The organism is Nonomuraea fuscirosea, from assembly GCF_003001935.1.
Taxonomy (GTDB): Bacteria; Actinomycetota; Actinomycetes; order Streptosporangiales; family Streptosporangiaceae; genus Nonomuraea; species Nonomuraea fuscirosea.
Genome location: NZ_PVNG01000009.1, coordinates 286,990 through 313,040, shown reverse-complemented (window position 1 = coordinate 313,040; position 26,051 = coordinate 286,990). Strand labels below are relative to the sequence as shown.

25 protein-coding genes and 1 pseudogene are annotated in these 26,051 nt (G+C 72.6%); 17 read left to right on the top strand and 9 right to left on the bottom strand.

Translation table 11 applies throughout. The features are described from left to right. Positions 1-12: 12 nt before the first annotated feature. Together B0I32_RS22515 and B0I32_RS22510 are read right to left on the bottom strand one after the other, a co-directional pair. Positions 13-1,020 carry a hypothetical protein gene (locus B0I32_RS22515; protein ID WP_245955959.1) on the bottom strand — a complete coding sequence of 336 codons (1,008 nt, stop codon included), beginning with the start codon at positions 1,018-1,020 and terminating at the stop codon, positions 13-15. 54 nt (positions 1,021-1,074) lie between these two features. Next, positions 1,075-4,119 carry a bifunctional [glutamine synthetase] adenylyltransferase/[glutamine synthetase]-adenylyl-L-tyrosine phosphorylase gene (locus tag B0I32_RS22510; RefSeq protein ID WP_106242568.1) on the bottom strand — a complete coding sequence of 1,015 codons (3,045 nt, stop codon included), beginning with the start codon at positions 4,117-4,119 and terminating at the stop codon, positions 1,075-1,077. Positions 4,120-4,206: 87 nt separating this feature from the next. On the opposite strand from B0I32_RS22510, the pseudogene B0I32_RS61715 reads away from it, so the two are divergent. Both B0I32_RS61715 and B0I32_RS58935 read left to right on the top strand, forming a co-directional pair. After that, positions 4,207-4,383: pseudogene (locus tag B0I32_RS61715) on the top strand (HXXEE domain-containing protein); the annotation flags it as partial. 91 nt (positions 4,384-4,474) lie between these two features. Continuing rightward, positions 4,475-4,792 carry an HXXEE domain-containing protein gene (locus tag B0I32_RS58935; RefSeq protein ID WP_219911957.1) on the top strand — a complete coding sequence of 106 codons (318 nt, stop codon included), beginning with the start codon at positions 4,475-4,477 and terminating at the stop codon, positions 4,790-4,792. A 25-nt stretch (positions 4,793-4,817) separates the two neighbouring features. On the opposite strand, the gene B0I32_RS22500 is transcribed toward B0I32_RS58935, so the two are convergent. Beyond that, positions 4,818-5,501 (bottom strand): type 1 glutamine amidotransferase, encoded by a 684-nt coding sequence (locus B0I32_RS22500; protein WP_106242565.1) that lies wholly within the window; start codon positions 5,499-5,501, stop codon positions 4,818-4,820. 53 nt (positions 5,502-5,554) lie between these two features. On the opposite strand from B0I32_RS22500, the gene B0I32_RS22495 reads away from it, so the two are divergent. Further along, positions 5,555-6,415: an alpha/beta fold hydrolase gene (locus B0I32_RS22495; RefSeq protein ID WP_106242563.1), complete on the top strand. Its 861-nt coding sequence runs from the start codon at positions 5,555-5,557 to the stop codon at positions 6,413-6,415. 75 nt (positions 6,416-6,490) lie between these two features. On the opposite strand, the gene B0I32_RS22490 is transcribed toward B0I32_RS22495, so the two are convergent. Continuing rightward, complete coding sequence (locus tag B0I32_RS22490; RefSeq protein WP_106242561.1) at positions 6,491-7,204, bottom strand: PaaI family thioesterase; 714 nt, start codon at positions 7,202-7,204, stop codon at positions 6,491-6,493. Positions 7,205-7,695: 491 nt separating this feature from the next. On the opposite strand from B0I32_RS22490, the gene B0I32_RS22485 reads away from it, so the two are divergent. Next, positions 7,696-8,403 carry an AAA family ATPase gene (locus B0I32_RS22485; RefSeq protein WP_146178271.1) on the top strand — a complete coding sequence of 236 codons (708 nt, stop codon included), beginning with the start codon at positions 7,696-7,698 and terminating at the stop codon, positions 8,401-8,403. On the opposite strand, the gene glnA is transcribed toward B0I32_RS22485, so the two are convergent. Then, positions 8,385-9,746 carry a type I glutamate--ammonia ligase gene (gene glnA / locus B0I32_RS22480; RefSeq protein WP_106242559.1) on the bottom strand — a complete coding sequence of 454 codons (1,362 nt, stop codon included), beginning with the start codon at positions 9,744-9,746 and terminating at the stop codon, positions 8,385-8,387. The two genes, B0I32_RS22485 and glnA, sit on opposite strands and share 19 nt — an antisense overlap. A gap of 156 nt (positions 9,747-9,902) precedes the next feature. Between glnA and B0I32_RS22475 the strand changes: the two genes are divergently transcribed. Next, positions 9,903-10,448 (top strand): EF-hand domain-containing protein, encoded by a 546-nt coding sequence (locus B0I32_RS22475; RefSeq protein WP_106242556.1) that lies wholly within the window; start codon positions 9,903-9,905, stop codon positions 10,446-10,448. A gap of 8 nt (positions 10,449-10,456) precedes the next feature. Next, positions 10,457-11,638 (top strand): terpene synthase family protein, encoded by a 1,182-nt coding sequence (locus tag B0I32_RS22470; protein WP_245955958.1) that lies wholly within the window; start codon positions 10,457-10,459, stop codon positions 11,636-11,638. Between the two features lie 50 nt (positions 11,639-11,688). Here the strand turns inward: B0I32_RS22470 and B0I32_RS22465 are convergent, their stop codons facing one another. After that, a complete protein-coding gene (locus tag B0I32_RS22465) occupies positions 11,689-12,651 on the bottom strand; it encodes a DUF5937 family protein (RefSeq protein ID WP_106242554.1) in 963 nt (320 codons plus the stop codon). A gap of 59 nt (positions 12,652-12,710) precedes the next feature. On the opposite strand from B0I32_RS22465, the gene B0I32_RS22460 reads away from it, so the two are divergent. The 6 genes from B0I32_RS22460 (at position 12,711) to B0I32_RS22435 (ending at position 20,049) form a co-directional block, all read left to right on the top strand. Further along, a complete protein-coding gene (locus B0I32_RS22460; protein ID WP_106242551.1) occupies positions 12,711-13,904 on the top strand; it encodes an MDR family MFS transporter in 1,194 nt (397 codons plus the stop codon). A 136-nt stretch (positions 13,905-14,040) separates the two neighbouring features. Next, on the top strand, positions 14,041-15,471 hold the full coding sequence (locus tag B0I32_RS61435) for a BTAD domain-containing putative transcriptional regulator (RefSeq protein WP_106242548.1): 1,431 nt from the start codon (positions 14,041-14,043) through the stop codon (positions 15,469-15,471). A gap of 52 nt (positions 15,472-15,523) precedes the next feature. After that, a complete protein-coding gene (locus B0I32_RS22450) occupies positions 15,524-17,299 on the top strand; it encodes an NAD+ synthase (protein ID WP_106242546.1) in 1,776 nt (591 codons plus the stop codon). 560 nt (positions 17,300-17,859) lie between these two features. After that, on the top strand, positions 17,860-18,258 hold the full coding sequence (locus tag B0I32_RS22445) for a metalloregulator ArsR/SmtB family transcription factor (RefSeq protein ID WP_106242544.1): 399 nt from the start codon (positions 17,860-17,862) through the stop codon (positions 18,256-18,258). Beyond that, on the top strand, positions 18,255-18,761 hold the full coding sequence (locus B0I32_RS22440; RefSeq protein WP_106242541.1) for an SRPBCC family protein: 507 nt from the start codon (positions 18,255-18,257) through the stop codon (positions 18,759-18,761). The genes B0I32_RS22445 and B0I32_RS22440 overlap by 4 nt, the downstream gene beginning before the upstream one ends. Before the next feature lie 199 nt (positions 18,762-18,960). Beyond that, complete coding sequence (locus B0I32_RS22435; RefSeq protein WP_146178270.1) at positions 18,961-20,049, top strand: DNA alkylation repair protein; 1,089 nt, start codon at positions 18,961-18,963, stop codon at positions 20,047-20,049. Here the strand turns inward: B0I32_RS22435 and B0I32_RS22430 are convergent, their stop codons facing one another. Further along, positions 20,050-20,673 carry a hypothetical protein gene (locus B0I32_RS22430; RefSeq protein ID WP_106242535.1) on the bottom strand — a complete coding sequence of 208 codons (624 nt, stop codon included), beginning with the start codon at positions 20,671-20,673 and terminating at the stop codon, positions 20,050-20,052. Between the two features lie 67 nt (positions 20,674-20,740). Between B0I32_RS22430 and B0I32_RS58930 the strand changes: the two genes are divergently transcribed. Beyond that, on the top strand, positions 20,741-21,220 hold the full coding sequence (locus B0I32_RS58930) for a GNAT family N-acetyltransferase (RefSeq protein ID WP_219911956.1): 480 nt from the start codon (positions 20,741-20,743) through the stop codon (positions 21,218-21,220). A 369-nt stretch (positions 21,221-21,589) separates the two neighbouring features. Here B0I32_RS58930 and B0I32_RS22420 read toward each other — a convergent pair whose 3' ends face one another. Continuing rightward, positions 21,590-22,219, bottom strand: coding sequence for an SDR family NAD(P)-dependent oxidoreductase (locus B0I32_RS22420; RefSeq protein ID WP_106242533.1), 630 nt, complete (start codon positions 22,217-22,219; stop codon positions 21,590-21,592). 79 nt (positions 22,220-22,298) lie between these two features. Between B0I32_RS22420 and B0I32_RS22415 the strand changes: the two genes are divergently transcribed. Together B0I32_RS22415 and B0I32_RS22410 are read left to right on the top strand one after the other, a co-directional pair. After that, entirely contained in the window at positions 22,299-22,697 is a 399-nt protein-coding gene (locus B0I32_RS22415; RefSeq protein ID WP_106242531.1) for a MerR family transcriptional regulator, read from the top strand. Between the two features lie 75 nt (positions 22,698-22,772). Further along, on the top strand, positions 22,773-23,132 hold the full coding sequence (locus B0I32_RS22410) for a hypothetical protein (protein WP_219911955.1): 360 nt from the start codon (positions 22,773-22,775) through the stop codon (positions 23,130-23,132). A gap of 274 nt (positions 23,133-23,406) precedes the next feature. On the opposite strand, the gene B0I32_RS22405 is transcribed toward B0I32_RS22410, so the two are convergent. Beyond that, entirely contained in the window at positions 23,407-24,159 is a 753-nt protein-coding gene (locus tag B0I32_RS22405; RefSeq protein ID WP_106242527.1) for a TetR/AcrR family transcriptional regulator, read from the bottom strand. 50 nt (positions 24,160-24,209) lie between these two features. Between B0I32_RS22405 and B0I32_RS22400 the strand changes: the two genes are divergently transcribed. Next, entirely contained in the window at positions 24,210-25,160 is a 951-nt protein-coding gene (locus B0I32_RS22400) for an ATP-binding cassette domain-containing protein (RefSeq protein WP_106242525.1), read from the top strand. After that, entirely contained in the window at positions 25,157-26,011 is an 855-nt protein-coding gene (locus tag B0I32_RS22395; RefSeq protein ID WP_245955957.1) for an ABC transporter permease, read from the top strand. Before B0I32_RS22400 ends, B0I32_RS22395 begins: the two co-directional genes overlap by 4 nt. Positions 26,012-26,051 lie beyond the last annotated feature (40 nt).

Here is a 26,051-nt window from a genome sequence, read left to right as displayed (position 1 = left end):
GCTTCACGACCCTCAGCGCTTCGCCTTGATGCCCGTGATGCGCCGGAACACGTCCCACCAGAACGGTGCCCCGAACAGCAGCGCCACGTACGTCAGCAGGAAGCCTGGCCAGTGGCTCGGCGTCATGATCCGCTCCCACCAGGCGGCGAAGTTCGCGTGCACGCTCGGGTCGCCCTCGGCCGGGATCGACACGCTGACCACGGCCTGGCCCATCAGCTTGACCAGGGCGGGCTCGCTGAGCACCTCGGTGACGCACGGCACCGGATCGCCGCCCTGGCACTTCGCCTGCAACTGGTCGTACGCCTCCGGCCCCGCCACGGCCGTCACCGAGGCGCGGTAGGCGTTGTCGCGCAGCAGCGTCTTGGCGTACTCCAGCCCGTCCATGCTGAACAGCAGCGTCACCACGATGCCGAGCGCCGCCACCACCCACTTGACGTAACGCTTGTACAGCAGGGACAGCCGCTGCATCTCCCCGTCGAACCAGCTCTCCACGCCCTGCCTGAACCGGTCGAGGTCGCCCTGGGCGCTCTCCCACACGCCGTTGAGGTGCCCGTACAGGGGGCTGTCGATCTTCCGCAGGCCGTCCAGGAACGCTCTCATGTCGCGGTCCCCCGCGGCGGCCAGCTCCATGATGGCCATCGCGAAGCGCGCGGGCGGGATGTCCGCGATGCTGGTCTTTCCGCGCTTGGCGTGGTCGATCTCGCGGACCCGCTCGTAGAGCAGGTTCATCATGGACTGCGAGGTCCTGGCCGCGGGCATCTCGCCGGCCTTGGCCGGCGCCGGGTCGCCGCTGTGCGCCGGGCGGGGGTCGCGCAGGAACGGCAGCACGCCGAACACGCCGGCCGCGCTGGCCGGCAACCACGACCCGCTCTTCTTGTCGGCGCCGTCCATGGTGTCCCTGAGGTAGGCCCACAGGAACTTGCTGCGGATGGCGAGCACCCGCACGAAAGCCTCGTTGAGCCCGCTCACCAGCAGCGACAGCAGCAGGAACGCCACCACCAGCCCGAGGGCCAGATCCACATATACGGATAACACCGCGCATTCATACACCCACGCGGCGTGGCGCCGCAATGTTCAGGCGCCGTAGAACACCCTGTCCACGACCTTCCTGGCCCGCCGCGTCACCCGGCGGTAGTCGTCGAGGAAGTCCTCGGAGCCGTCGGGCGGATAGCCGAGCGTCTGGGCGATGCGCCTGCGCTCCCCCGAGTCGGCCGGCACGCTGTCGCCGGGCCGCCCCTTGACCAGCATGATCGCGTCACGTACGCGGGAGGCGAAGGTCCAGGCCTCGGCCAGCACGCTCTCGTCGGCCGGATCGAGCAGCTCCTCCGTCACGGCCGCGCGCAGCGCCTCCAGCGTGCGGGTGGTGCGCAGGGACGGCCGTGTGCCGGCGTAGCGCAGCTGCAGCAGCTGGGCCACCCATTCCACGTCGGACAGCCCGCCGGGGCCGAGCTTGGTGTGCAGCGCGGGGTCGGCGCCGCGCGGCAGGCGCTCGGCCTCCATCCGGGCCTTGAGCCGCCTGATCTCCCTGACGGCGTCGCCGGGCAGCCCGTGCCGCGGGTAACGCAGCTCGTCGATCATGGAGGTGAACTCCGCCCCCAGCCGCGCGTCACCGGCCGAGAACCTGGCCCGCAGCAGCGCCTGCGCCTCCCACGGCGCCGACCAGCGCGCATAGTAGGCGCGGTAGGAGGCCAGCGTGCGCACCAGCGGCCCCTGCCGGCCCTCCGGCCGCAGGTCGGGGTCGATGATCAGGGGCGGGTCGGGGGCGGGCAGCGACAGCAGCCGGCGCACCTCGTTCGCCACGGCGAAGGCGGCGTCGGTGGCCTCGCGCTCGTCCACGCCGGGCAGCGGCGAGTGCACGAACATGACGTCGGCGTCGCTGGCGTAGGAGCACTCCATGCCGCCGAGCCGGCCCATGGCGACGATCGCGAACGAGGTGACGCCGGCCGCCCGGCCGAGCGCGCCTCCCAGGGCGGCGTCCAGCGCGGCCTGGAGGGTCACGTCGGCGATCTGCGAGAGCGCGCAGCCGACGGCCTCGATGTCGATGAGGCCGGAGATGTCGGCCACCGCCGTGCGGAACAGCTCCCTGCGCCGCAGCGCCCGCACCGCGGCGACGGCGGTCTCCGGCGCGCCCTCGTGCCTGGTGACCGCGGCCGACGCCTCGCCGAGCAGCGATTGCGGGGTGCGTACGGCGAGGTCGGCGTCCGAGCCGAGGATCGCGACCGCGTCGGGCGCGTGCATGAGCAGGCCGGTGGCGTAGCGGCTGGTGCCGAGCACGCGGGCCATCCTGGCGGCCACGGCCGTCTCGTCGCGCAGCAGCCGCAGATACCACGGCGTGGTGCCGAGCTTGTCGCTGACCTGCCGGAACCCCAGCAGCGCGGCGTCCGGGTCGGGCGTGTCGGCGAACCAGCCGAGCATGACGGGCAGCAGCGTGCGCTGGATCGAGGCCCGCCGGGAGACGCCCGAGGCGAGGCCGGCGATGTGGCGCAGCGCGCCCGTGGGGTCGACGTAGCCGAGCGCCTCCAGCCGGGCCGCCGCCGCCGTGGTGGACAGCCTCGCCTCCGACTCCGGCAGCCGCGCCACGGCCTGCAGCAGTGGCCGGTAGAACAGCTTCTCGTGCAGCCGCCGCGCCTCCATCGCGTGCCGCCGCCACCGGGCCGTGAACTCCCCCACCGGGTCGGCCTGCATGCCGAGCGCCCGGCCGAGCCGGCGCAGGTCGTCGTCGTCGGTGGGCACGACGTGGGTGCGCCGCAGCCGGTGCAGCTGGAGCAGGTGCTCGACCTGGCGCAGGAACGTGTACGCCTCCGCCAGCCCCTTGGAGTCCTCGCGCCCCACGTAGCCGCCCCGCGACAGCGCGGCCAGCGCGGGCAGCGTGGCCCTGCGGCGCAGCAGCGGATCGAGCCTGCCGTGCACGAGCTGCAGCAGCTGCACCGCGAACTCGATGTCGCGCAGCCCGCCCGGGCCCAGCTTGAGCTGGCGTTCGCCCTCGGCGCGCACGTGGGCCTCGACCCGGCGGCGCATCGCCTGCACGTCCTCGACGAAGTGCTCTCGGGTGGCCGCCGCCCACACCATCTCGTTGACCGCCTCGACGTACGCCTCACCCAGCTCCAGGTCGCCCGCCACCGGCCGCGCCTTGAGCAGCGCCTGGAACTCCCAGGTCTTGGCCCAGCGCCGGTAGTAGGCGAGATGGCTGGCCAGCGTGCGCACCAGCGGCCCCGAGCGGCCCTCGGGGCGCAGCCCGGCGTCCACCTCCCACAGTGAGCCCTCGGGGGTGGTCGCGGTGCAGGCCCGCATCATCGCCTGGGCCAGGCGGGTGGCGGCCCGCAGCGCCTTGGCCTCGTCGGCGCCCTCCTTCGGCTCGGCCACGAAGATCACGTCGACGTCGCTGATGTAGTTGAGCTCCCTGGCGCCGCACTTGCCCATGCCCACGACCGCGAGGCGGACGTCGTCGCTCCCGACCTCGGCCCGCGCGATGGCCAGGGCGGCCTCCAGGGCGGCGCCGGCCAGGTCGGACAGCTCGGAGGTGACCTCGGCCAGTGTCGCCTGGCCGGTGAGGTCGCGGGCGGCCAGGTGGGCCAGCCTGCCCCGGTAGGCCACCCGCAACGCCACCAGCGCCTCGGACGCCGGAAGCGTCGTAGCCCGCGGCTCGCCTCCTGATGCGCTTTTCTCCGGCTCGCCCGCCTCTGGTGCGTCTTCCGCCGGAGCGCCCGCTTCCCGCGCGTCTCCATCCCGTGCGCCCGCTTTCCGAGCGTCTCCATCCGGTACGGCGCCGACGGCGCGGAGCAGCTCGGGGCCGGGGTCGCCGAGTCGCGGCTCGGCCAGGAGCGCGACCTGGGCGGGGTGGCGTACGAGATGCTCGCCGAGCGCGGCGCTGACGCCGAGCACGGCGAGGAGCCTGCGCCTGAGCCCGTCGTCGGCGCGCAGGGTGCCGAGCACGGCGGGATCGCGCTCGGCGAGCCGGGTCAGGGAGGCCAGCGCCAGATCGGGATCGGCGACGTCGACGAGCTGGTCGAGGACGTCGTCGAGATCGACCGGGGACTGGCGGACGAGCTGGGCGGCCCTGGCGCCGTCGGCGAAGCCGAGCTTGGCGAGCCGCGCGGCGGTGGATTCGATCCTGGGCACCCCTCCATCTTGACAGCTCGCGCCCGCCCGGCCGTAGCATGACAACACAACGTTGCGTTGCGTTTCGCGAAGGGCGAGAGGAACCCGATGAAGGACCGGAAAACGGGCGGACGGGTGCCGGCGGCGGTCGCGTGGGGGCTGCTGGGCGCGTGGGCCGTGCACGACGCCGAGGAGCTGGCGACGATGGCGCGCTGGACCCGCGCGGCCCGGCCCCGCCTGGAGGAACGTCTCCCCGGCGTGCCGTGGGAGCGGCTGGAGGTCTCGCAGCGGCACGTGAACGTGGCCATCGGGCTGATGGGCGGGGTGGTGGCGGGGGCGGCGGCCGCTGGGGGCGCGCACGGGCGGGCGCGGCGCCGTGTTCCAGGCGGCACTGGCCGGCTTCGGGGCGCACGGGGTGATGCACCTGGCGCAGGCGGCGCTGTTCCGCGGCTACACGCCCGGGGTGGCGACCGCGCCTCTCGTCGTGCTCCCGTACTCGGTGTGGGCGTGGCGGCGGCTGCGGGCGTCCGGGGTCCCTGTGCGGCCCGGCTACGGCGGCGTGCTGGCGCTCCCGCTGGTCCTGGCCGGCGTGCACGCCCTGGCCCACACCCTCGTCAACCGCCGCCAGAAGGACGGGCGCGAGCGGGGCCGCGGGGTCGCAGCCTGGCGCGGACGCCGGACCGGACGCCAGTGAGGGCAGGGGCGGCTTCCGCGCGAGCTCAGGTGCGGGCGGTGGTTCTGACGACGTCGGCGAAGGCCTGTGCCACCGGTCGCCAGGTCGACACCAGCGCGCTCTCGGCGGCCTCGACCTCGGCGTTCAGCTTCTCGCCCGCCTCCAGGGGCGGATCGGCCGTCCACGAGGCGAAGATCTCGGGCGTGGCCTCCGGGTGGAACTGCACCGCCCAGGCCGCCGCGCCCAGCCGGTAGGCCTGGTTCGGGTACGGATCGCCGGTCATCAGCGGCACCGCGCCGTCGGGCAGCCGGGTGATGGCGTCCTGGTGGTACTGGATCGCCACGGCCCGGCCGACACCGGACAGCAGCCGGTCGGAGGCGGCGGCGGGCAGGGCGGCGACCTCGCGCAGGCCCACCTCCACGCCGTGCGCACCGCGCTCCACCGTGCCGCCGCAGGCCATGGTGAGCAGTTGCGCGCCCAAGCAGACGGCCAGCGTGGGCGTGCCGTCGTCCACGGCCCGGCGCAGCAGGTCGCGGGTGGCCGGCTGCCAGGGGCTGCGCTCGTCCTCCCAGGCCGCGGCGGCGCCCCCGAGCACGATCAGCCCGTCCGCCGCCCGGCCGGGCACCTCCTCCCCCAGGTACGGCCGCACGACCTCGCAGGCCAGTCCCAGCCAGCCGGCCAGGTACCCAAGACCGGCCTCGGCCTCGTGTTCGATGACGGTGATCCGCATATCACCCATTATCCGGCTATTCGTCCCAGCTGAGCTGCACCTAAGCTCCGACCATGAGCGTCGAATTCGATGAGGCCGGCGGCCTGCGGATCGCCACCTTCGGCAGCGGGCCACGCAAGATCATCGCCGTGCACGGGATCACCGCCTCGCTGATGGCCTGGGGCGCGGTCGGCCGGCGGCTGCCCGACGGCTGGTCGCTGGTCGCGATGGACCTGCGCGGGCGCGGCCACAGCGCCTCCCTGCCCGGCCCGTACGGGCTCGACCGGCACGCCGAGGACGTGCTGCGGGTGGCCGAGCACGTCAAGGCGGGCCGGGACGCGGTGCTGACGGGGCACTCGATGGGCGCGTACGTGGCGGCGCTGGCCGGCGCGCGACGCGACTTCGCCCGGATCGTGCTGGTGGACGGCGGCCTGCCGCTGCCGCCGCTGCCCGAGGGGATGGACGCCGACGCGGCCACGGAGGCCACGCTGGGCCCGGCGCTGGAGCGGCTGCGGCGCACGTACCCGTCGGCGGAGGCGTACGTGGACTTCTTCAAGGCGCATCCGGCCTTCGCCGGGAACTGGAACGCCGACGTGGAGGCGTACGTGCGCTACGACCTGACCGGGCCGGACGGAGCCCTGCGCTCGCGGGCGGCCGGGGAGGCGGTGCTGGAGGACGGGCGCTGGCTGCGCCTGGAGCCGGACCGGATCGCCGCCGCGCTGGAGGCGATCACCTCGCCGCTGCGCCTGCTGCGGGCCCCGCGCGGGCTGCTGAACCAGGACACCGGCCTGCTGCCCGACGACCTGGCCCTGCCGTGGGCCGCCCGGCTGCCGGGGCTGCGGGACGAGCTGGTGCCGGACTGCAACCACTACACGATCCTGTTCGACGAACGCTGCGTCACGACCGTCGTGAACCACCTCACCGCCGCGGAGTGACCCCGTGCGGGGACTCGCCGTCGAGGAATGACGAAGGCCCCCGCCCTGACGGCCGGGAACCTTCGTGACTCCGGTCTAGCGTGGAGCGATCCAGGTGGCGCGCGCGGCGGCGACCAGGGTGCCGTCAGCCTCGTAAATGGCGCTCTGGGCGAACATCTTGCGGCCGTCGCGGCCGGTCGGGCGGGCGACCACGGAGTAGCGTCCGCCGGGCAGGACCGGGCGGTGGATCTGCACGGCCAGCCGGCCGAGCAGGGCGCTCTCGCCCGGGCCGAAGTGGGCCCAGCCGGAGATGCAGTCGAGCACCGCGCCGACGATCGAGGCGGGCACGCCGTCCTCGCCCGTCACCGTGTGCGGCACCCGCCATCCGGCCGCGACCAGGTCGGTGCCCTCCACGGGGCCCGGGAAGATGCGCAGGCCGTCGCCCGGCTCGCGCAGGCCGCAGGCGAAGCACTCGGCGAACGGGTGCGCCTTCAGCCCGGCGAATCCGGCCTCGGCGCGGGCCGCGTCGTTGAACGGCACGAACGCGGGACCCTCCAGGTCCTCGGCCACCGGGATCGCCTCGACCAGCAGCTTGTCGCCGTGGGTCAGGGACACGGTGTTGGCCACGTGTCCCAGCCGCAACTCGGTCTCCAGCGGCGTGGGGGCGTGCAGCGTGACCTCGACGGCTGATCGACCACCGTTCAGCGCCTCGGCCATGGTTCCCGCGATCCATCCGCCGTTGGCGAGACCCACGGGACCACGGTAGCGCTCGGGAACGGTCAACACGGTCTGCAGGGCAGCCGTCGTCATGCCACACCCTCCTATATCGCCACACACGGCGAAAAGTCCGGAAATATCATAAAGAGCAGACCGATTTTACTGGACGCCCGGTTACCAGAGGCGTGGGGGTCCGGCGGTCGCTCCGTACAGCTCCATAACGCCTCGAAGGTGCTCGGAACTTCCCCCACCCGGGCATCCAGACGCTAGGCGTCGCACATCGCTGGGATGTGACTCGGGGGTCAGAAGCAACGAAAATCGGCCTCACTCCGAACCGCTCGGGGAGTGAGGCCGATCAAGGCGTTGGCAGTACCTTAACGGGGTTTCCCACGTCTCGCGACCAATCCCCCGATTCCCCCGCCCCGATCGCCACGGCGGTGGGCCGGAGGGTCCGTGACCGGAACGGAACGGTCGAATATCCGCTTCCGCGCGCGTTCCCGGCCCTCCTCGGGGAGGCTGGAACCGCACACGCCCTATGCTGACGCGGCGTGGCGGACGAGACGGCGAGTTGCGGGGGTGAGTCTGTGCCAGGGCCGAGGTTGCGGTTCCCGCCCGGATCCCTGGTCATCCTGACCGGGCTGCCGGGCGCGGGGAAGACGACGCTGCTGCGCCGCCTGTACGGGCTGCACGGCGCGGAGAGCGTCCCCCTCATGGCCGGCACGGTCGCGGTGATCGACTCCACGCAGTCGAAGCGGCACTGGCACGGCCGGCTCGCCTGGGCTCCCAACCCGCTGCGCCGCGCCGTGGTGTTCGTCACCCACGTCGGGCGCATCAGGCGGGCCCTGCTCGCGGGTCACTCGGTCGTCGCGCACAACCGGGGCTGCGGGGCGTACGTGCTGCGGGGCTTCGCCTGGCTGGCGCGCAGGCACGGCGCGGACTTCCACCTGCTGCTCCTGGACGCGCCGCCGGAGGCGGCGCTCGCGGGCCAGCGGGAGCGCGGCCGCGTGGTGGCGCCGCGCACGTTCGCACGCCATCAGCGCAGCTGGGAGCTGCTGATGACGCGCGTCAGAGGCGGCGACCCGGCGCCCGCGGCGGGCGTCCGCGTCGTCGACCGGACGCAGGCCGCCCTGCTGCGGGCCATCGTCTTCGAGCCGGCCTCCGCCGAGCCCGCCCGGCCCCGTACCTCAGAGACCCGTATCTCGGAGACCCGGCCTCCGGAGCCCCGTGCCTCAGAGCCCCGTGCATCGGAGCACAGGGCCTCGGAGCACCGGCCTCAGAGCACCGGCAGGTAGCGGCCCAGCTCGAACTCGGTCACGTGGCGGCGGTATTCGCGCCACTCGGACCGCTTGTTGCGCAGGAAGAAGTCGAAGACGTGCTCGCCCAGCGTCTCGGCCACCAGTTCGCTGCGCTCCATGACCTCGATCGCGTCGTTGAGCGAGCCGGGCAGCGGCTGGATGCCTAGGGCCCGGCGTTCGGCGCTGGTCAGCGTCCAGACGTTGTCCTCGGCGGCGGCGGGCAGCTCGTAGCTCTCCTCGATGCCCTTGAGCCCGGCCGCCAGGATCAGCGCGAAGGCCAGGTAGGGGTTGCAGGCCGAGTCGAGGGAGCGGAACTCGATGCGGGTCGAGCCGCCCTTGTGCGGCTTGTACATCGGCACCCTGACCAGCGCGGAGCGGTTGTTGTGGCCCCAGCACACGTAGGAGGGGGCCTCGCCGCCCTGGCCCGCGATGGCCTCGGCGCCGCCCCAGAGCCGCTTGTAGGAGTTGACCCACTGGTTGGTGATGGCCGTGATCTCGGCGGCGTGCCGCAGCAGCCCGGCGATGAAGGAGCGCCCGATCTTGGACAGCCGGTAGTCGGAGCCGGCCTCGTAGAAGGCGTTGCGGTCGCCCTCGAACAGCGACATGTGCGTGTGCATGCCGGAGCCGGGGTGCTCGGTGAACGGCTTCGGCATGAACGAGGCCCAGATGCCCTGCTCCAGCGCGACCTCCTTCATGACCAGGCGGAAGGTCATGATGTTGTCGGCCGTGGTGAGCGCGTCGGCGTAACGCAGGTCGATCTCCTGCTGGCCGGGCGCGCCCTCATGGTGGCTGAACTCGACGGAGATGCCCATCGACTCCAGCATCATGATCGCCTGGCGGCGGAAGTCGTGGCCGGAGCTGTGGGGCGTGTGGTCGAAGTAGCCGCCGGAGTCGATCGGCTCGGGCCGCTGGCCGGCCTCCGGCCGGTTCTTCAGCAGGAAGAACTCGATCTCGGGGTGGGTGTAGAAGGTGAAGCCCATGTCGGCGCACTTGGCGAGCGTGCGCTTGAGCACCCAGCGCGGGTCGGCGTGCGACGGCGAGCCGTCGGGCATGAGGATGTCGCAGAAGATGCGCGCGGCGCCCGGCGTCTCACTGCGCCAGGGCAGGATCTGGAACGTGGCCGGATCGGGCTTGGCCAGCATGTCGGACTCGTAGACGCGGGCGAACCCCTCGATCGCGGAGCCGTCGAACCCGATCCCCTCGGCGAAGGCCCCCTCGAGCTCGGCCGGCGCGATGGCCACGGACTTGAGGAAGCCGAGCACGTCAGTGAACCACAGCCGGATGAACCGGATGTCGCGTTCCTCGAGCGTGCGGAGCACGAACTCCTGCTGGCGGTCCACAGCATCCCCTCGTTTGAACTGACAGTACAGGCTATATACCAGCATGCCGTGCCCGTGTTTCGCACACGTTACGGGGGGCGCCGGTGCGAGCCTCGCTGACAAAGCCCCCCGCCCCGACTTACTGTGATCACGCAGTCAGTCTCGGGGGAGGCATTGGTGGCTATCGACCTGCTCAATCACAAGCTCGATCGGGCGTTCGACCACATCGACGCGACCGGAAACGGCGTCGTCGAGCGTGAGGATCTGCTGGGGCTGGGCGCGCGCATCCTGGTGGGCTTCGGGGAGTCCCCCACTTCGGTCACCGGGGCGAGCCTCGTGGACAGCTTCGACGGCATCTGGGCCACCCTGTCGGAGGCGCTGGAGCGCGACGGCGACTCCGGCATCACGCGCCCGGACTTCCTGCGGGGGATGACGGCGGCGTTCGTCACGGGCGACCGCTACGACCCGGTGTTCAAGCCGGCCACGCTGGCGGTGGCGGAGTTGTGCGACGCCGACGGCGACGGGCGGATCGGGCCGGCCGAGTTCCGGACGATGCTGTGCGCGTTCGGCGTCGCCTACGACGACGTGGACGAGGCGTTCGACCGGCTCGACCGGGCGGGCAGGGGCGCGCTCACCGTGGACGAGCTGGTCCTGGCCGCCGCCGACTACTACCGCAGCGACGACCCCAACGCCGCGGGCAACTGGCTCTACGGGCCCCTGTGAAGCACCCCGTGAAAAGCCGAGCGCAGAGCCCGGAGCAGAGCCGGGAGCAGGACCGGGAGCAGGACCCGGCCAAGAGCCAGGGCGAGAGCCCGGGGACGAGTCCGGCGGAGAGTCCGGTGAAGGCGGCTGTGAGCACGACGATGACCTCCACGACGAGCACCACCACGGGCAACACCGGCGGCACGGGCGGCACGGGCGGCGGCACGACGGGCACGATGACCACCACCGTGCTGGCCACCGTGCGCACCGCCCTGCGCTCCGCCCTGGCGTCCATGCTGCCGCTGCCGCGCAGGGGCGGCCCGGCCGCCCAGGCGCTGCTGCCGCTGACCGAGCGGGTGCCCGCCATGGCGGCGCCGTGCCGGATGCATCCGGCCGTGTACGCCATCGAGGCCGCGGTGATCGACTGGGCCAGGCGGACCGGCCTGCGCGCCGACCCCGACGTGGGCTACCACCGCATGGCGGGCCGGGCGTTCGCCGAGTTCGACGCGGCCGCGGCGGCGCTGTTCGCACAGTGGCTGACCTGGCTCTTCCACCTGGACGACGAGCTGGACGAGCGGTCGGGCCCGCTGGAGGTCTTCCACGGCATGCTCAAGGGCGCCTCGCGCCATCCGCTGGAGGCGGCCTTCGCCGACCTGTGGCGGGTGACGAGCGCGCGGATGAGCGACCGGTGGCGGGCCAGGTTCGCGGTGGGGCTGCAGCGCCAGTACGACGCCTGCCGTACGGAGGCGGAGAACCGGGCTGCCGGGCGGATGCCGACGCTGGAGGAGTACCCGGCGCTGCGCAGGGGCACGGTGGGCCCCTACCTGTACGACCTGGTGGAGCCGTGCCTGCGGGTGGAGGTGCCGGGCTGGCTGCACGAGTCGGAGCCGTGGCAGCGGCTGGTGGACGCCTGCAGCGACGTCACCGCGTGGTGCAACGACGTGGCCTCGCGGCCGAAGGAGCACGGCGACGTGCACAACTTCGTCGTGCTGGCGATGCGCCAGCTCGGGCTGGGCGAGCGGGCGGCGACGGCGTGGGTGCTCGATCGCATCGCGGCGCGCTGCCAGGACATGAGCGAGGCGGCCAGGCGGCTGCCGCTGGACGACCTGGAGCCCAAGGCGGCCAGAGACGTCAGCAAGGTGGCCTGCGCCTACCTGGCGGCGCCGCGCGCCCACCTGGACTGGCTGCTGGAGTCGAAGCGTTACGCCTGACCGGGTGAGCGCTGGAGTCGCCTGATCGGTGCGCGCTGGAGCCGAAGGCGTCACGCCTGGCCGGCGAGCGCGTCACCGGTGGGGGTGCGGCGGTAGACGACCTGCTTGCCGAGCCGCATCCCCACCGCGAGCCCGCCTCCGCTCAGCACGCCGAGGTGCTGGCTGATCGCGCCCGGCGTGAGGGCCATGCGGCCGGCGAGCGCGGAGGTGGTGGCGGGCTCGGCGAGCGCGAGCAGGATCTGGGCCCTGCTCCTGCCGATCAGCGCGGCCAGCGCGCCCGGCGCGGGCGGCGGGCCCTGCTCCCACAGCGTCCCGACGCCGCGTACCGGATAGACGAGCGTCGACTGGTACGGCGCCGTCATCACCGCCACGGCCGGCCAGTAGAAGGCGCTGGGCACCAGCACGAGCCCGTCGCCGTGCAGCTCGCCCGACTCGCACCAGGGCCGCTCGATGACCAGCCGCTCCCCCGTCCACACCACGGCCTGGTCGAGGCCGGCGAACAGCTCGCGCGCCCCGCCCTGGGCCAGTTGCCGCGAGCGGCGCAGCACGTCGCGTTCGAGCAGGGCGTACACACGGGGCCAGAACTCGGCGAAGCACTCGTCCCAGTACGTCTGCAGCGCGTCGGCGACCCTGGCCACGCCCGCCGCCGGGTCGGCCGTGAACCGGGCGATCACGGCGGCGTCGGTGCCGCGCACCTTCGCGGCCTCCTCCGCGGCCCGCGCCGGGTCCGCCTGCCTGACCCGGTCGAGCTCGGCCGGGAAGTCGGGCATCGGCGTGTCGGGCGGCGGGGTGATGAAGTCGGCCAGGTAGCCGGACGGCGGCACGAGCGCGAGCAGCTCCGACAGGTCGAGCCCGTCCACCTTGGCGCGGACGGCCTTGAGCCAGGGCAGGTGGATGGACTGCCTGGCCGGCTGCTGGAGGGTGCGCAGGCTGGCCACCAGCTCCCACATCGGCGAGAAGGCGAACCGGATGCGCGCGACGTCCTCCGGCTTGAGGGTCCACGTGACGGTCATCCTTTTAGTGTGCACTAAATCGTTCGCCCTCCTAATGCCGACATATAACGCTTGCTCCCGTGTCTAGAGCAACAGTGGAGCGGCCGCCTTTCCTGCGGGCGCAATTGGGCGGCCTGCCTCGCCCCTTCTGGGCCCTGTGGGGCGGAACCCTGGTGAACCGGCTGGGCACCATGGTCATGCCGTTCACCGGCGTCTACCTGACCCAGAGCCGCGGCCTGTCCGTCGTCGCGGCGGGCCTGGTGATGGGCGTGTTCGGCGCGGGGTCACTGGTGTCGCAGGTCGTCGCGGGCGTGCTCACCGACCGGATCGGGCGCCGGGCCACCCTGTCCGGCGGCATGCTGGCCACCTCCGCGGCCATGCTGGCGCTCGGCTACAGCACGTCGCTGCCGGCGATCCTGGCCTCGATGTTCGTGCTCGGCCTGGTGATCGACGTCTACCGGCCCGCCTCGAACGCCCTCGTCGCCGACCTGGTCTCGCCCGAGGAGCGGCCCAGGGCGTACGGGCTGCTGTTCTGGGGCATCAACCTCGGCTACTCGGTCGGCATGACGGCGGGCGGCTGGCTGGCCGGGATCGGGTTCATCTGGCTGTTCTGGATCGACGCGCTGTCGGGCGTGGTCTTCGCCGTGCTGGTGTGGCGGGCGGTGCCCGAGACCAGGCCCGAGGGCAGCCACTCGGCGGGCGGGTTCCTGATGGTGCTGCGCGACCGGGTCATGGTCGGGTTCACGCTGGTGGCGCTGGGCAACGCGCTGGTCTACTCGCAGACGATGACCATGCTGCCGGTCGCGATGACCAAGGTGGTGAAGCTCACGGCCGGCCAGTTCGGCACGGCCATGGCGCTCAACGGGGTGCTCATCGTGCTCGTGCAGCCGCTGGCGTCGGGGTGGCTGGGCCGCAGGGACCCGGCCAGGACGCTCGCGACGGGGCTGGCCGTGATGGGGGTCGGGTTCGCGATGACCGCGTACGTGACCACCACGCTGGGTCTGACGGTGACGATCGCCGTGTGGACGGCGGGCGAGATCATGACGGCGGGCATCGCCGGCGCCGTCGTGGCCCGGCTGGCGCCACCCGAGCTGCGGGGACGGTACGCGGGGCTGTTCGGGTTCGCCTGGTCGCTGGCGGCGGTGCTGGCGCCGCTGCTCGGCGGGCCGCTGCTGGAGCTGGGGTCGCGGGCGCTGTGGTTCACGATCGGCGGGGTCGGCTTCGCCGCGGCGATCGGCATGCTCCTGCTCGGCCCGGCCATCAGACGCCGCTGACCCAGCCCGACGGCCCGGCGCCCGCTGCTGGGCGGGCCGGGGGCGGCGTTCGGCCGGCCCCGGATGCGCTGCGGGACCGATGGTGAAATGTCGGCATGTACCCGGACCCGCTGTCCCCTCTACAGTTACGCCTGACATGCTGACCTTCACCGCTCTCGGACCGTTCCAGGCCTGGGCCGACGGCGCCCCTCTCGACCTCGGCGGCCAGCGGCAGCGGGCGGTGCTCGCGCGCCTGCTCGTGGCCGGTGGCCGGGCCGTCCCCGTCAACACCCTCATCGACGAGCTCTGGCCGGGCAGCCCGCCGGCGCAGGCGCTGTCCACCATCCAGGGGTACGTCTCACGGCTGCGCCGCGCCCTCGAACCCGGCCGCGCGCCCCGCGAGGAGGCCGGGGTGCTGGTCTCCGCCTCTCCCGGGTACGCCCTGCGCGCCCGTACCGAGGAGGTGGACGCCTGGCACTTCGAGGCGCTGATGCGGACCGACGGCACGCCCGCGCAGGTGTGGGCCGCCATGGAGAGCGCGCTGGGGCTGTGGCGCGGGCCGGCGCTGGCCGAGTTCGGGGAGCTGAGCTGGGCCGCGACCGAGGCGAGCCGGCTGGAGGAGCTGCGGCTGATCGCCGTCGAACGGCGGGCCGGCGCCGGGCTGGCGCTGGGGCGGGCGACGTCGCTGGTGGCGGACCTGGAGGCGCACGCGTCGGCGTACCCGCTGCGTGAGGAGGCCTGGCGGCTGCTGGCCGTGGCGCTCTACCGGACGGGCCGCCAGGGCGACGCGCTGGCGGCGCTGCGCAGGGCGCGCGCGGTGTGGCGGGAGGAACTGGGCCTCGACCTGTCGGCCGGGCTCAAGAGCCTGGAGGCCGACATGCTGGCCCAGCGCCTGGACGAACCCCAGGCCCCGGCAATCGTTCATGAATCCGGCGTGCTGCGTGTGCTCGTCGCCGATGACCAGGCGCTGGTACGGGCCGGGCTGCGGGCCATGCTGGAGAGCGAGGCGGGCGTGGAGCCGGCCGGCGAGGCGGCCGACGGCGAGGCGGCGATCGCGGCCGCGCGCGAGCAGCGGCCCGACGTGGTGCTGCTCGACATCCAGATGCCGCGCCTCGACGGCCTGGCCGCGGCCCGCAGGATCCTGGCCGGCGAACGGCCGCCGAAGGTCGTGATGATGACCACGTTCGGCAGCGACGAGAACCTGTACGCGGCGCTGCGGGCCGGGGTGAGCGGGTTCGTGCTGAAGACGTCGGCGCCCGAGCAGTTCCTGGCCGCGATCAGGGCCGCGGCGGCGGGCGACGCGCTGATCGACCCCGCGGTCACCACGCGGCTGATCGCGGCGTTCGCCGGGCGCACCGACCCGGCCTCTCCCCCGGCGCTGGCCGGGCTCTCCGACGACCGGCTCGACGTGCTCAAACTCGTGGCGAGAGGCCTGACCGACCGGCAGATCGGTCAGACGCTCGCGCTGGCCGAGGAGGAGGTGGGTCTCGTGGTCAAGGGGCTGCTGGAACATCTCGGGCTGTTCGACCGGGCACAGCTCGTGATGGCGGCGTACGAGTCGGGGCTGGTCACACCGGGAGCCAAATGAGCCGCTTTTCGTCGCTTTGACGATAAAAAAGGCGGCATACTAGGCTGTTCACGTGGCACAACTGCGCATTGCCCTGGCACAGACGAACCCGACCGTAGGCGACCTGAGCGCCAACGCGGACCGGCTGGTCGCGTGGACCCGCGACGCCGCCGAGCGTGGAGCTCACCTCGTCGTCTTCACCGAGATGTTCCTGACCGGCTATCCGGTCGAGGACCTCGTGCTGCGCACGTCCTTCGTGGACGCCAGTATCGACACGCTGGAGGAGGTGGCCCGCCGCCTGGAGCGGGAGGGCCTGGGCGACCTGCCCGTGGTCGTCGGCTACGTCGACCGGGCCGGCCTGGCGCCCAGGGTCGGGCAGCCCAAGGGCGCCCCGCTCGACGCCGCCGCCCTCCTCCACCGAGGGGAGGTGGTGACCCGCACGGCCAAGCATCACCTGCCCAACTACGGGGTGTTCGACGAATACCGCTACTTCGTGCGGGGTGATCGGCTGCCGATCTTCCGGCTGCACGGGGTCGACGTCGCCATCGCGGTGTGCGAGGACCTCTGGCAGGAGGGGGGTCCCGTGTCCGTCGTGGGGCAGGCCGGGGCCGGGCTGCTGGTGGCGCCGAACGCGTCGCCGTACGAGAAGGAGAAGGACGACGTACGGCTGGAGCTGTGCGCGCGGCGGGCCCGCGAGGCGGGGTGCGCCCTCGCCTACGTCAACCAGATCGGCGGGCAGGACGAGCTCGTCTTCGACGGCGACTCGATCGTGGTGGACGCCACGGGAGAGCCGGTGGCGCGGGCCAGCCAGTTCAAGGAGGAACTGCTGGTCGTCGACCTCGACGGCCTGCCGGTCGCGGACGCCGAGCCCGGGGCCTACCCGTACGACGCGGGCGACGGCTCCACCATCACCGTCGAGCGGCTGATCCTCTCCTCCGAGCCCCTCGCGCCCTACGAGCCGGAGCCCCGCCGCGTCGCCGAACGGCTCGACCTGCACGCCGAGGTCTACTCCGCGCTCGTGCTCGCGGTCCGCGACTACGTGGCCAAGAACGGCTTCGAGTCGGTCATCCTCGGCCTGTCGGGCGGCATCGACTCCGCCCTGACCGCCACCATCGCCGCCGACGCCATCGGGCCCTCGCGGGTCAACGTGGTGCTCATGCCCTCCCGCTACTCCTCCGACCACTCGCTGGCCGACGCCGAGGAGCTGGTGCGCAGGCAGGGCGTCACGTCGCGGGTGGCGCCGATCGCCGACATCGTCAGCGCGTTCGAGAAGGAGATCGAGCTGTCCGGCCTGGCCGCCGAGAACCTCCAGGCCAGGGTACGCGGCATGATCCTCATGGGCCTGTCCAACGAGCACGGCCACCTGGTGCTCACGACCGGCAACAAGAGCGAGCTGGCCACCGGCTACTCCACCCTCTACGGCGACTCGGCCGGCGGCTTCGCCCCGATCAAGGACGTGCCGAAGACCATGGTGTGGGAGCTGTCCAGGTGGCGCAACGCCCACTCCGACGAGGGCTTCCTGCTGGCCGTCGACCGGCCGATCCCGGAGAACTCGATCACCAAGGAGCCCAGCGCCGAGCTGCGGCCGGACCAGCGCGACACCGACTCGCTGCCGCCGTACGAGGTGCTGGACCGGCTGCTCGACGACTACGTCGAGAAGGACATGGGCTCCCAGGAGCTCATCGCGGCCGGCCACGATCCCGACCTGGTCACGCGGGTGATCCGGCTGGTGGACGTGGCCGAGTACAAGCGCCGCCAGTATCCGCCCGGCCCGAAGATCACCCCGAAGAACTTCGGCCGCGACCGCCGTCTGCCCATCACCAACCGCTGGCGGGAGACCACCGGCTGAGGCTCGGCCCACCGCGCGGCGGCGAGGGCCGGCGCGGCGACGGGACCGGCAGGCGAAGGCGCGGAACCGGCGACGGTCCTGGACCGGCGATGGTCCTGGACCGGCAACGGGACGGGACCGTCGCCGGTGCGGAACGCGAGGGCGCGGACGTCCCTGACGACCGCGCCCGCTCCGCACCGCGCCCTGCCCGCCGCACGCCCCGCCACTGCCCCACCGCCGCACGCCCCGCCCTCGCCTACCGCCGCCCGGGCCCGTCGGCTCGCGACGAAGCGGCACACATACCCTCGCCACCCGCCGTGTTGTCCGACCCGTCGCCGCGTGCCGTCTTCGTGTGGTCCATCGCGACGCGCCGAAGTGCCGCCCGGCTTCGAGCAGCCCCCTTGCGGGGCCTGGCCGCCCCCACCCATGAGCCACCCGTGTGCCCCGCGACGTCATGGCGCTCTTCCCTGGCCCGACAAGCTCCGACGCGAGGTGCCCGCCTTGGCGTGACTTGTCGCGTACCGACCGAATGCCTGGATATCCTCTGGCGGAAAGCGTAACCAGTGAGTTACGCTTTCCGGGTGGACGAGGTAGCGGGAGCGATCGCGGATCCGGTGCGGCGGCGGATCCTCGTACTGCTCAGAGACGGACGGCTCACCGCGGGCGAACTCGCCGGGCAGTTCGCGATCAGCAGACCCGCCGTGAGCCGCCACCTTCGGGTGCTGCGGGAGAGCGGGCTGGTCCGCGACGAGCTCGTCGGCAGGCAGCGCTTCTACACGCTCGACCCGGAGCCGTTCACCGAGCTCGTCGCCTGGCTGGCGGCGTTCGTGCGCCCGTCCGGCTGGGAGCACCGCTTCGACGCGCTGGAGACCGAGGTCTACCGGACCCGCCGCGAACGCCGCGACACCGCCGGCACGAGCAGGACCAGCAGTCCGAGCAGCACAAGTGGCACGACCGACAGAGAGGAACACTCGGCATGAGCCCGAGCCCCATCCCCACAGGCAGACTGTTCCGCACGGAGGAAGGCAGCGACCTCGTCCTCACCAGGACCTTCCGCGCGCCCGCCGAGGACGTGTGGGCCAGCATCACCGAGTCCGACCGCACGGCCCGCTGGTTCGGCCCGTGGGAGGGCGACGCGGCGCCCGGCAACACGATCAAGGTGCAGCTGCGTTACGAGGAACAGATGCCCTGGTACGACATGCGCATCGACGCGTGCGAGCCACCGCGCCGGCTGGCGATCTCCTCGCTCGACGACGCCGGCGCCTGGCACCTCGAACTGCTGCTGACCGAGCAGGAGGGCGTGACCGAGCTGCGCTTCGTCCAGCACCTGGAATCGGAGGACGGGATCGGCGACATCGGCCCCGGCTGGGAGTACTACCTGGACCTCCTCGTCGCCTCCCGCGACGGCTCACCCGCTCCCGGCTTCGACGCCTACTACCCGTCCATGCAGGACTACTTCACCCGCCTGCGCGACGACGCCTGACCGACGCCCGCCGATCACCGGCGACGACGACTGATCACCGGCAGTGGACAGCACCCGCTGATCGACGGCGAGTGAGCACCGGTTGCCAAACGGCTCCTGAGGATCGACGACGACAGCGATGCGCCGGCCCCGGCCGCAGCCAGATCAATCAGATCGATCAGGTCGATGAATTGTCGGTGCCGCCTGGCACAGTTGCCGCGTGGCTCAACCTCTGAAAGAAATGATCAACCTCCAGTCCGTGTCGGTGCTGGCCGACGGGCTGGCCGCGGCCTGGGGCCGCTTCCCCCGCGACCGGTTCGTCGAGCAGGCCCTGGCCGGGCTCGACGGGCTGGAGCTCAAGGCGCGCGTCACCCACGTCGCCACGGCGCTCCACGACGCCCTGCCCCTCCCCTATCCGGAGGCGGCCGAGCTGGTCCGCGAGTGCGTCCGGTCGGGGCCGCGGCTGGACATGTGGAGCGGCTGGCCCGCCACCGAGCACACGGCGGGCAGGGGCCTCGACCACCTGCACGAGGCGATGGACACGCTGGCCGTGCTGACCCCTCACGCCACGGGCGAGTTCGCCGTACGCCCCTATCTGGAGCGTTATCGCGACGACGCGTTGAAGATCATGTACGGCTGGGCGGAGTCACCGGACGAGCACCTGAGACGGCTGGCGTCCGAGGGCTCGCGTCCCCGGCTGCCCTGGGCCGGGCGGGTCGGCTGGCTGATGACGCCTGGGCCGACCCTGCCCCTGCTCGACCGGCTGCGCGACGACCCGAGCGAATACGTCCGCCGCTCGGTCGCCAACCACGTCAACGACCTGGCCAAGGACCACCCGGAGGCGGCGATCCGGCTGCTGGCGCGCTGGCGCTCCGACGGCGGCTCCCACGTGGAGAAGGTCCTTCGCCATGCGGTACGCGGCCTGCTGCGCTCCGGCCACCCCGAGGCGCTGACCCTGGTGGGAGCCACGCCGGGCAGCGGCGCGGTCGAGGGGCTGGTCCTGGAGGCCGACACCGTGCCCGTGGGCGGGAAACTGGGCTTCACCGTCACGGTCACGGCGGGCGCGGCCGGGCCGGTGCTGCTGAAATACGCCGTCAGACGCACGGGCTCGCGCCGCGTCTTCCACCTGGGCCAGCGGGAGGCGGCCGGCCCGGGCGACACGTTCACCGTACGCAAGAGCCACTCCTTCCGCCCGGTCACGACCCGCGACGAGCCACCGGGCGCCAGAGAGCTCGACGTGATCGTCAACGGCCGGGTGGCCGCCACCATCCCCTTCACCCTGGTCGCCGCCACCGATTTCCTAAGCTGATCAGATGCCTGAGGTGTCCACGACTCCGCCGCCCGACAACCCATCAGACACCGACCTCCTCCGGATCGAGCTGGGCGTCATCTGGCAACTCGACGAGCAGGGCCGCCTCCCCGGCCCGGAGTCCATGGTGATAGCCGTGGCAGCCGACGGCCTGACCGCCGCCGTCTCCCGCCAGCTACCCGCCCCCCTCGCCCAAGCCCTCCTGACCCTCGCCACCACACCAACACCCCAGCCACCTGACGAGGCCATACTCGAAACACCCTCTGGCACAGCACCCGAGTCAAACTCCAGAGCCACGCCCAAGACGCCACTCGGAGCAGCCAGCAAGACGACCTCCGAGGCAACCTCAGGGCCAGCGTCTGAGACGGCCAACGAGACAGCGGACGAGGCAGTCTCCGGAGATGCGCCCGAGACAACCTCGGGGACGACGCCCGGAGCAGCCCTGGGAAGGGCATCCCGTGCAGCCATCGGGACGGCGTCCGAGGCAGCCGCCGGGACAGCGCCCGAGACGGCCTTCGGGGCGACATCCGAGACGGCAATCGATACAACGCCCGGGACAACCATCAGAACGACACCCAGTACGGCCATCGGAACGGCCACGGGGACGACGCCCGGTACAGCCATCGGGGCGGAGCGCAAGACAACGATCAAGGCGGCGTCCGGGACAGCGGCATTCGGGGCGGTGCCTGGCGTGCTGGAGGCTTGCCGGGCATTGCTGGGCGGCGACGGGGTGGCGGTGTCGGGCGGGCCGAGCTATCTGGTGACGCCACCCGTCCGCTACGACGTCCCCGTGGACGTGCTCAGGTCGGACGAGCCCGCGCACGCCGCACTCGTACGTCCGCTGCGGGCCGAGGGCTGGGACCCCGACGAGTGGGACGAACTCGTCAGCGGCGGCGAGGGCGCACCCTGGGCGATGATCGTCGAGGACGGCGAGGTGGCGGCCCTCTGCCACACCGCCCGCCTGACCCCGGCCGGAGCCGAGGCCGGCACCTGGACCGCACCCGCGTACCGGGGCCGAGGCTACGCCGCCGCCACCACCGCCGTCTGGGCCGGGATGCTGCCCGGACTCCGGTTGTTCTACAGCACGAGCGCCGACAACCACTCCTCCCAGCGAGTGGCACAACGACTGGGCCTGCGTCCCCTCGGCTGGTTCTGGAAACTCACCACCTGACCCCACCACCGGCCGCAGAAACCGCTTCAGAACAACCGCGCCCGCAAGGCGGCGCGCTGTTCTACCGGTCTCCCGTCAGTCGTCCAGCGGCTGGCCACACGAACCACCAAGCCCCCCGCCGGCCGCTGAACCCGCTCGAAGACAGCCACGTCCGCAAGGCGGCACCCTGCTCTACCGGTCTCCGGTCAGTCGTCCAGCCGTTGGCCATGTGCACCACCGAACCTGGCCGGCCGCTACGCCTCGGCGGAGCCGGCCCGCCTGTGGTCGCAGCCCCCGCTGGGAACCGGATCGCCCAGCAGGTGGACCCGCGAATCGCCCAGACCACGTACACACCACTCACCGAACAACCCCCAGCCAGCCGTTCCGCTCCTACGTGGTGCCGTCGTGGAGGACTTCCCGTTCCCACCGTTCGCGCGGCTGCGTGTGCAGGCGCCAGTAGTGCTCGGCGATGTCGTCGGGGTCGAAGTCCGTGCCGGGGCCGACGGGGCCGGCGACGGTGACGCTGGCCGCGTGGACGCCGGATGGTCCGTACTCCTCGTCCAGCAAGGCCACCAGCGTGCGCACGCCCGCCTTGCCGAGGGAGAGGCTGACGTAGCCGGCCTTGGGCTCGGGCATGCCGCCCGTCACGATGAACGTGCCGCCGCCCCGTGTGGCCATCGCGGGGGCCACGTGCGCGGCCGTGACCAGCGCGCCGACCACGTTGACCGCCCACGCGTCGAGCTGCACGCGGGCGCTCGCCTCCGCCGGCGAGTCGCGGCGGATGATCGCGGCGTTGTAGACCACGACGTCCGGCGTCCCGAGCTCCCCCGCCGCCGCGTCGAGTGCGGCGCGCAGTTCGTCCTCGTTCGCGCTGTCGGCCCGGTACGCGAGCGCCCCCTCCAGGCCGAGGGTGCCGCCGGTACGGGAGACGAGAGCCACCCGCAGTCCTTCCTTCGCGAACCGGCGGGCGACGGACCGCCCGATTCCCGGACCCGCCCCGATGATGACCGCTCCCGGCATCGATCTCCTCCTTGACGTTGTTGCGACTGACAGTCGGGACGGTAAGGCGTCACATCGATGTGAAGGTCAAGGCGAACGCATGAAGATCGGCGACCTGGCGCGCGAGACCGGGGTGAGCAGGCGGTTGTTGCGCTACTACGAGGAGCAGGGGTTGCTGCGGCCCCGGCGGCTGCCCAACGGCTACCGCGAGTACACGGAGGCGGACGTGGCCGGCGTGCGCCACATCCGCGCGATGCTCGCCGCCGGCCTGCCGACCGCCGTCATCGCCCGCCTGCTGGACTGCGTGCACGACGACGACGGCGAACGGATGGTCCCGACCGGCTGCCCCGGGATGGTCACCGACCTGCGGCATGAACAGCAGCGCATCGCCGCCGAGATCGACCGCCTGCGGACGTCCCAGCAGGCGCTCGACACCATGCTCACCTCCGCCTTGCGCCAGCGCGATCCCCACTCCACACCGGCGTCGAACCGGTCATGACGCCGGCCCATGGGAGCGGCCGGGTGCCGGAAAACGGCCTGCGGTCGTGATCGTCCGGCCGGTAGCCTGGCGTTCATGTGCACCTACGCCGAGGTCCACTACAAGGTCCACTACGTGTGCGTCCCCTGTCGCCGCAGTTGCAAGCAGCCGTGGCGCTCGGGTGAGAGCCGCTGTGTCCGCTGCCGAAAGCCGATGCTCTTCGCCGGTCACGACTTCGCCGCGCCGCGCCGGGGTGACGAGCGCGGCTGGCGGGCCGTGGCCGCCGTGCTGGCGGCCGGGCTGCGGTACGAGGGGTTCGAGCCGTGCGGATGCGGCCAGGAGCCCAAGTTCCGCCCTCGCACGAGCGCGCAGGTACGGGCGCGCCGGCGAGTGGCCGCCCGCAAGGGACTGACCGACGCCGAGGCCCTCGCCCTCCGCGACCCGTCCGACGCCTGACCCCCACCATCGCCGGCACCCGTCCGACGCCTGACCCCTGCCATCGCCGGCAAAGGTCTCAGGGGAACGTCCCCGCGCTGCTCGTCCATCGACCCCGGCGACGCCCACGTCTCCTCGGGCCGCCCCCAGAGCTCCTGGACAGCGTCATAGAAACAGGCGCCCCAGAGGGCACGCACCTCCGGACCGGGGCGCTCAGGGGCTGACGTCTCACCGGGCAGGATCGGCCCCGAGCGGGTCCGCCGTCTGCTCACCGAGCAACTACGCCCCTCCGGCGTCACCGGCCCGAGGCGCGCCGTGCGATCAGTTGCTCGATGCCGTCGAGCAGCAGGTCGAGGCCGAAGCGGAAGTCGTCGGCGTCCGTCCAGCCCTCGGCGCCGCCCATGACGCCCGAGCGCATGGCCGCCGACAGGGCGGGATAGGTCTCCGGGTCGAGCACCTCGGCCAGCACCTCCCCGTACGCGGTGGCGCCCTCGATCCCGCTGTCCACCAGCTCGGGAGAGCCCGAGGCGAGCGTGTGCGTGAGTGCCGCGTCGGTCAGCGCGTAGCCGGTCAGGCTGCTCGCCACGTTGATCTTCTCGCCGTCGTCGAGGCCCGTGCCGTCGAGCGCGGTCAGTGCCCGGTCCAGCCAGAGCAGCCGGCGCGGGCCCAGGGGCGGTGCGAAGCGGGTGACGGCCAGCAGCCAGGGGTGATCGAGCACGATGTCGCGCTGGGCTCTGGTCCACACGGCGAGGTAGTCGCGCCAGGGCAGGCCCGCCGGGTCGGGCGGGGCGGGCACCACGCCGTCGGCCATCGACGTGAGCAGGTCGTCCTTGCTGGCCACGTAGCGGTAGAGGGCGGTGGTCGCGACCCCGACCCGCCCGGCCACGCTGCTCATGGAGACGCCGGCCAGCCCGTCCGCGTCGGCGATCTCGACGGCGGCGGCGGTGATCATGGTCAGGTCGAGCCGTGGCCGCGGCCCCCTGCGCGGCGCGGGCTCGCGGCCCCACATCCGCTGCAGCACGGGGGGCAGTGACCGTCCGTCCGCCATCGAAAGTCCTCCTTGACTCACTCCCTGGGATTCTGCACTATGTTGAAACTATGAACGTCATACACAGTAAGTCATTCACAGATTCCATCGTGGCACGGGGTCTCACCAAGTCGTACGGGGCCACGCCGGTGCTGAGTGGAATCGACCTGACCGTGCCCACCGGCTCGCTCGTCGCGCTGCTCGGGCCGAACGGCTCGGGAAAGACGACGACCGTGCGCATCCTGACCACGTTGCTCGCCCCCGACGGCGGCACCGCCACGGTGGCCGGGCATGACGTGACGCGCGAGGGCGTGGCGGTGCGCCGGGCCATCGGGCTGACCTCGCAGCAGGCCACCGTCGACGACCTGCTCACCGGGCGGGAGAACCTCGAGCTCTTCGCCGGCCTGAACCACCTCGGCGGCCGGCGGGCCCGCGCGCGGGCGCAAGAGCTGCTGGAACGCTTCGGCCTGACCGACGCCGCGGGCCGCCTGGCCGGCACGTACTCGGGCGGCATGCGACGGCGGCTGGACCTGGCGGTCAGCATGGTGTCCGAGCCGCCCATCCTGTTCCTCGACGAGCCGACGACCGGGCTCGACCCGCGCAGCCGCGCCGAGCTGTGGTCGGTCATCCGCGAACTGCTCGCCACCGGCACCACCATCCTGCTCACCACGCAGTACCTGGAGGAGGCCGACCACCTCGCCGACCGCGTCGTGGTGATCGACGGCGGGCGGGTGGTCGCCGACGACTCCCCTGCCGTGCTGAAACGCCAGGTCGGTTCGGAACGCCTGGCCGTACGTCCGGCCCGGCCCGCCGACCTGCCCGCGGCCGCCGCCGCGCTGGCCACGTACGGCGCCCACCTCGACACGGAGAAGGGGGAGCTCACGCTGGCCGTCCAGGACCCCGACCACCTGCGCCGCGCACTGGACTCCCTGCACGCGGCGGGCATCGCCGTCGCCCACGTCGAACTGCGCACCCCCACCCTGGACGACGTCTTCTTCGAGCTGACGGCGGTCGCGGCATGAACACCCACGTCCGAGCACCCGGCGACCTCGACACGAACGCCGGCGTCCGAGCACAAGGCGGCCCCGGCATGAGCATCCCCGTCACCGCCGCGCGCGACCTGCGCCGTCTCGTCGTCCGGGATCTGCGCCGGGAGACGCGCGTCCTGGACGCCCTCATCGTCAACACGGCCCTGCCCGTGATGATCATGATTCTGTTCGTGTACGTGTTCGGCGGCGCGATCACGACCGGGTCCAGCGGCCTGGACTACATCGACTTCGTGGTGCCCGCCGTGCTGCTGATGTCCGGCGGGTACGGCGCCGCCCTCACCGCCGTGACCATCGCCGAGGACATGACGGGAGGCATGCTCGACCGGTTCCGTACCCTGCCCATCAGCGGCTGGGTGGTCCCCGCCGGCCATGTCGTGGCCTCGGTGATCCGCAACGTGGCGTCCTCGGCCATCGCGCTGGCCGCCGCGCTGCTGCTCGGCTTCCGCCCGGACGCCACCCCCGCCGACTGGGCTCTCGTGGTCGTCCTGGTGACGGGGTACGTGCTGGCGATGTCCGCGCTGGCGGCCGTCTGGGGGCTGCTGGTCAGCTCCTCCCAGGCCGCGGGGGCGTTCAGCTTCGTCGTGCTGTTCCTGCCGTACGTGTCGGACGGCATCGTCCCGGCCGAGACCATGCCCGGGCCGCTGCGGGCCTTCGCCGACGCCCAGCCGCTCACGCCGATCATCGAGACGATGCGGGCGCTGCTGCTGGACCTGCCGATGGGCTCGTCCGGGGCGGTGGCCGCGGTCTGGATCGCGGGCATCGTCGCGGTCTGCCTCCCCGCGGCGGCCCTGCTGTTCCGCCGCAGGACCTCATCAGGCCGCTGAAGAAGGCCGCCGAACCAGACCGCTGAACCAACCCTCCGCA

What these genes read in the sequence shown, in the direction of transcription:
- B0I32_RS22500 (WP_106242565.1), bottom strand. Translation starts at nt 5,501, where the DNA reads ATGCGGATCACCGTCATCGAACACGAGGCCGAGGCCGGTCTTGGGTAC.
- B0I32_RS22495 (WP_106242563.1), top strand. Translation starts at nt 5,555, where the DNA reads ATGAGCGTCGAATTCGATGAGGCCGGCGGCCTGCGGATCGCCACCTTC.
- B0I32_RS22490 (WP_106242561.1), bottom strand. Translation starts at nt 7,204, where the DNA reads ATGACGACGGCTGCCCTGCAGACCGTGTTGACCGTTCCCGAGCGCTAC.
- B0I32_RS22465 (WP_106242554.1), bottom strand. Translation starts at nt 12,651, where the DNA reads ATGACCGTCACGTGGACCCTCAAGCCGGAGGACGTCGCGCGCATCCGG.
- B0I32_RS61435 (WP_106242548.1), top strand. Translation starts at nt 14,041, where the DNA reads ATGCTGACCTTCACCGCTCTCGGACCGTTCCAGGCCTGGGCCGACGGC.
- B0I32_RS22440 (WP_106242541.1), top strand. Translation starts at nt 18,255, where the DNA reads ATGAGCCCGAGCCCCATCCCCACAGGCAGACTGTTCCGCACGGAGGAA.
- B0I32_RS22430 (WP_106242535.1), bottom strand. Translation starts at nt 20,673, where the DNA reads ATGGCTGTACCGGGCGTCGTCCCCGTGGCCGTTCCGATGGCCGTACTG.
- B0I32_RS22420 (WP_106242533.1), bottom strand. Translation starts at nt 22,219, where the DNA reads ATGCCGGGAGCGGTCATCATCGGGGCGGGTCCGGGAATCGGGCGGTCC.
- B0I32_RS22415 (WP_106242531.1), top strand. Translation starts at nt 22,299, where the DNA reads ATGAAGATCGGCGACCTGGCGCGCGAGACCGGGGTGAGCAGGCGGTTG.
- B0I32_RS22410 (WP_219911955.1), top strand. Translation starts at nt 22,773, where the DNA reads ATGTGCACCTACGCCGAGGTCCACTACAAGGTCCACTACGTGTGCGTC.
- B0I32_RS22405 (WP_106242527.1), bottom strand. Translation starts at nt 24,159, where the DNA reads ATGGCGGACGGACGGTCACTGCCCCCCGTGCTGCAGCGGATGTGGGGC.
- B0I32_RS22400 (WP_106242525.1), top strand. Translation starts at nt 24,210, where the DNA reads ATGAACGTCATACACAGTAAGTCATTCACAGATTCCATCGTGGCACGG.
- B0I32_RS22395 (WP_245955957.1), top strand. Translation starts at nt 25,157, where the DNA reads ATGAACACCCACGTCCGAGCACCCGGCGACCTCGACACGAACGCCGGC.